The sequence below is a fragment of the Cellulomonas sp. P4_B5_2 genome (assembly GCF_056402235.1).
Genome location: NZ_JBFUHU010000037.1, coordinates 16,285 through 20,824 on the forward strand (window position 1 = coordinate 16,285; position 4,540 = coordinate 20,824).

The 4,540-nt window shown below is 72.1% G+C and carries 4 protein-coding genes; all 4 read left to right on the plus strand.

Features of this window, described 5'->3' with window-relative positions; all coding sequences use genetic code 11:
* Positions 1-61 precede the first annotated feature (61 nt).
* Positions 62-973: a carbohydrate ABC transporter permease gene (locus AC1DUQ_RS04325; RefSeq protein WP_477059965.1), complete on the plus strand. Its 912-nt coding sequence runs from the start codon at positions 62-64 to the stop codon at positions 971-973.
* 9 nt (positions 974-982) lie between these two features.
* Positions 983-1,879, plus strand: a complete 897-nt coding sequence (locus tag AC1DUQ_RS04330; RefSeq protein ID WP_082573399.1) for a carbohydrate ABC transporter permease — start codon at positions 983-985, stop codon at positions 1,877-1,879.
* Positions 1,876-3,777, plus strand: a complete 1,902-nt coding sequence (locus AC1DUQ_RS04335; protein WP_477059963.1) for a glycoside hydrolase family 127 protein — start codon at positions 1,876-1,878, stop codon at positions 3,775-3,777. The genes AC1DUQ_RS04330 and AC1DUQ_RS04335 overlap by 4 nt, the downstream gene beginning before the upstream one ends.
* A gap of 88 nt (positions 3,778-3,865) precedes the next feature.
* Positions 3,866-4,540 (plus strand): quinone oxidoreductase family protein (locus AC1DUQ_RS04340; RefSeq protein WP_477073440.1); only part of this gene is annotated, 675 nt, incomplete at its 3' end.

Consider the following 4,540-nt stretch of genomic DNA (forward strand, 5'->3'; position numbering starts at 1 on the left):
CCGTAGGGCACTGCGGCACCCCACCTCCCGCCCGACCGACCACGCTCGAGAGGTTCCTCCGATGACCGTCCAGACGGCCACCAGCCCGGCACCGCCCCCCACCCGCAGACGCACCAACGGCCACCGCCTGCGCGGCTGGGCGTACGCCTCACCGACCGCCCTGTTCGTCCTCGTCCTGTTCGTGGTGCCGCTGGGCCTCGTGTTCCGGATGAGCGCGTCGAAGTGGCCGCTRCTGTCGGGCGACCAGGGGATCAACTTCCCCGACAACTTCACCGCTGCGGTCGACAACCGGTTCTTCGTCGACTCCGTCTTGTTCACGCTGAAGTACACGATCCTGGCGACCATCCTGCTGATCGCGCTCGGCCTCGGGCTGGCGCTCATGGTGCAGGAGTCGTCGCGCTGGAAGGGTCTGCTGCGCACCTCGTTCCTGGTGCCCAGCGCGCTCGGCCTGGCGTCCGCGTCGCTGCTGTTCTACGTCCTGTACTCGCCGCTGGCCGGCCCGCTGGCGCCCTTCATGGAGCGTATGGGCTGGAGCTTCCTCGGCTCGCCCGACGCCGCTCTCGCGTCGACCCTGTTCCTCATCGTGTGGCGGTACGCCGGCTTCTACATGCTGCTCATGCTCGTGGGGCTGCAGTCGATCCCCGGCGACATCTACGAGGCGGCCCGCATGGACGGCGCCAACCGGTGGCACACGTTCAGCAAGATCACGATCCCGCTGCTGAAGCCGACCCTCGCGCTGACCACGATCCTGTGCGTCACCGGGTCGCTGCTGGCGTTCGAGCAGTTCTACATCCTCACCAAGGGCGGCCCGGACAACAGCACGATCACCGTGGTCCAGCTCATCTACTCGGTCGCGTTCCAGGGCCAGAACGACCTGGGCGTCGCCGCGGCGCTCTCCGTGCTCGTGCTGGCCGCGCTCGTGGTCATCAACGTGGTCCAGCTCCGCGCGTTCCGCGGCTCGGACGAGAGCTGAGGGGCCGACATGACCATCGCCACCGTCACGCACGCGGACCCCACCGCGGAGCTGCCCCCGGTCCGCCGGTCCGCTCCGCCGACCACGATCGCCGGCCTCGCGCTGCGCACGCCCTTCTGGGTCTTCTCCGGCGCGCTCGCCGTGATCTTCCTGTTCCCGCTGGTCTGGACGTCGGTGGCCTCGGTGTCGCCGAAGCCGGGCACGGGTCAGGTCGACGGCTGGGGCTTCGGCAACTACGTCACGCTCGCCCACTACCAGGCGGGCATCTGGCAGTACCTGGCCAACTCGGTGATCGTCTCCGGGTTGTGCGTGATCCTCACGCTCGCCATCTCGACGCTCGGCGGGTACGCGTTCGCGCGGTTCCGGTTCCCGGGCCGCAACGCCCTGTTCATGCTCACGCTGGCCATCCTCATGGTCCCGTACGCCACCCTGCTGATCCCGCTCTACGTGCTGCTCAACACGCTCGGCCTGCAGAACTCCCTGGTCGGCGTGGCCCTCGTGCTCACCATGTTCCAGCTGCCGTTCTCCACGTTCATGATGCGCATCTCGTTCGAGTCGATCCCCCGGGAGCTCGACGAGGCCGCCATGGTGGACGGCTGCTCGTCGTTCTCCGCCCTGTGGCGGGTGCTGCTGCCGGCGGTCCGTCCGGGACTGATCACCGTCGGGCTGTTCGCGTTCCTGGCCGCCTGGAACGACTTCTTCGCGCCCCTGATCCTCATCAACGACTCCAACAAGCTGACGCTGCCGCTCGCGGTGGCCAACCTGCGCGTGCAGGTGCAGGGCGTCGTGGACTACGGCGCCACCGAGGCGGGCGTCGTCGTGCTGGCGCTTCCCTGCATCGTGCTCTTCCTCCTGCTCCAACGACACTACGTGCGCGGCTTCATGTCGGGCGCGCTCAAGGGATGACGATGACCACCACCACCACGACCGCCGCCACCCCCGTCGCCCCGTCCCACGGCACGCTGCGCCCCCTCGGGCTCGACGAGGTGCAGGTCACGGGCGGCTTCTGGGCGCAGCGGCAGGCCGTCAACGCCACCGCGAGCCTCGCGCACATCGAGCACTGGATGGAGCGCGAGGGCTGGATCGGCAACTTCGACCGGGCCGTGGCGGGCACGCTCCCGTTGGACCGCGGCGGCCGGGAGTTCTCCGACTCGGAGGTCTACAAGCTGCTCGAGGCGATGGCGTGGGAGATCGGCCGGACCGACGACGCCGACCTCGACCGGCGCTTCCGGGCGCTCGTCGGGCGCATCGGCGCGGCGCAGGAGCCCGACGGCTACCTCAACACCATGTTCGGCCGGACGGGGCAGCGCCCCCGGTACAGCGACCTGGAGTGGGGCCACGAGCTCTACTGCTACGGCCACCTGTTCCAGGCCGCGGTGGCGCGGGCCCGCACGCGTCCGGACGCCGACGACGGGCTGCTGGCGATCGCCCGCCGCGCGGCCGACCACGTGGTCGAGGCGTTCGGACCGGACGGCATCGCGTCCGTGTGCGGGCACGCCGAGATCGAGCCGGCGCTGGCCGAGCTGGGCCGGGCGACCGGTGACCGGCGGTACGTCGACCAGGCCGCGCTGTTCGTCGAGCGCCGCGGCACCGGGACCCTGGCCGACATCGAGCTCGGCCGCGCCTACTACCAGGACGACGTGCCGGTGGTGCGGGCGACCGTCCTGCGCGGGCACGCCGTCCGGGCCAACTACCTGGCCGCGGGCGCGGTGGACGTGGCGGTCGAGACCGACGACCACGAGCTGCTCACCGCGCTGACCACCCAGTGGGAGAACACGGTCGCCCGCCGCACCTACGTCACGGGCGGGCAGGGGTCCCAGCACGAGGGCGAGGCGTTCAGCGACGACTTCGTCCTGCCGCCGGACCGCGCGTACTCCGAGACCTGCGCCGGCGTCGGCTCCGTGATGTTCTCGTGGCGCCTGCTCCTCGCGCAGGGCCTGCCGCGCTATGCCGACCTCATCGAGCGCACCCTGTTCAACGTCGTGGCCACGTCCCCGTCCCACGCCGGCACCGAGTTCTACTACACGAACACGCTGCACCAGCGGGTCCCCGGCACGGTCCCGCCGACGGACGTCGCGAGCCCCCGGGCCTCGTCGTCGCTGCGCGCGCCGTGGTTCGCCGTGTCGTGCTGCCCGCCCAACGTCGCCCGCACGCTCGCCAGCCTCGCGGCCTACGTGGCCACCACCGACGACGACGGCGTCCAGCTGCACCAGTACGCGCCGTCCCGCATCCGCACGAGCCTGGCCGACGGTCGCCGCGTCGAGCTCGACGTCGAGACGGAGTACCCCCGCGACGGCGTCGTGCGGGTGAGCGTCGTGGCCACCGAGGACCGGCCCTGGACGCTGAGCCTGCGGGTGCCCGCGTGGGCGCAGGGCGCGACGCTGGTCACGCCCGAGGGTGAGCAGGCGGCACCGGCCGGGACGGTGGGGGTCACGCGACGGTTCGCCGCGGGCGACGTGGTCGAGCTGCGCCTGCCGATGGCGCCCCGGGTGTCGGGCGCGGACCCGCGCATCGACGCGGTCCGCGGCTGCGTCGTCGTGGAGCGCGGACCCGAGGTGCTCTGCGTCGAGTCGGTCGACCTGGCGGGCGGGGCCGACGTCGCGAGCCTCCGGCTGCGTGGCGTGCGGGAGTCGGACGGCAGGGTGCTCGCGTCCGTGCTGACCACGGCGTACGACGACGCCGACTGGCCCTACGGCGACCGCGCCGAGCCGGATGGCGCCACCACCGAGGTGCCGCTCATCCCGTACCACGACTGGGCGAACCGGGGTCCGTCGACCATGCGGGTGTGGCTCCCGCTGGCGTGAGGCGCGACGATCACCCGAGGGGGTGATCCCATCCCTCGGGACGGCCCTGCTCTGGCCCTGGGACGCGCGACAGGTGCAGAGTGTGCCGGTGGCACTCACCAGCAGGGCCGTCGTCGCTACCGCGTACGGCGGACCGGAAGTCCTCCGCCTCATCGACGTCTCCCCGGGCGACCCCGGCCCCGGCAACGTGCTCGTCGAGGTCAAGGCCGCCGGGGTCAACCCGACCGACTGGAAGGGCTACGCGGGCGCTTACGGCACCGACCCCTCCAAGCTGCCGATGCGGCTGGGCTACGAGGTGTCCGGCGTGGTCAGCGCCGTCGGGCCGTCGGTGCGCTGGCTGTCACCGGGCGACGAGGTCATCGCGTGGCGCGTGCGCGGCGGCTACGCGGACCGGATCATCGTGTCCGAGCAGGTCACCGTCCGTCGGCCGCCCGCCCTCGACTGGCCCGCCGCCTCCGGGCTGCTGCTGGCGGGAGCGACGGCCGTGCACACCCTGAGCGCGACCGGCACCCACGACGGCGACGTGGTGCTGGTGCACGGTGGCTCGGGCGGTGTCGGTCGCATGGTCGTCCAGCTGGCGATCCTGCGCGGCGCCCAGGTGATCGCCACCGCGTCCCCGTGGCACCACGACGACCTCAAGGCGCTCGGCGCGACGCCCGTCGCGTACGGCCAGGGCCTGCTCGACCGGGTGCACGAGGTCGCCCGGCACTCCGGGCACGTGACGGTGGCGATCGACTGCGTCGGCACCGACGAGGCCCTGGAC

Coding starts and splice junctions, on each gene's coding strand:
- AC1DUQ_RS04330 (WP_082573399.1), top strand. CDS start 983: ATGACCATCGCCACCGTCACGCACGCGGACCCCACCGCGGAGCTGCCC.
- AC1DUQ_RS04335 (WP_477059963.1), top strand. CDS start 1,876: ATGACGATGACCACCACCACCACGACCGCCGCCACCCCCGTCGCCCCG.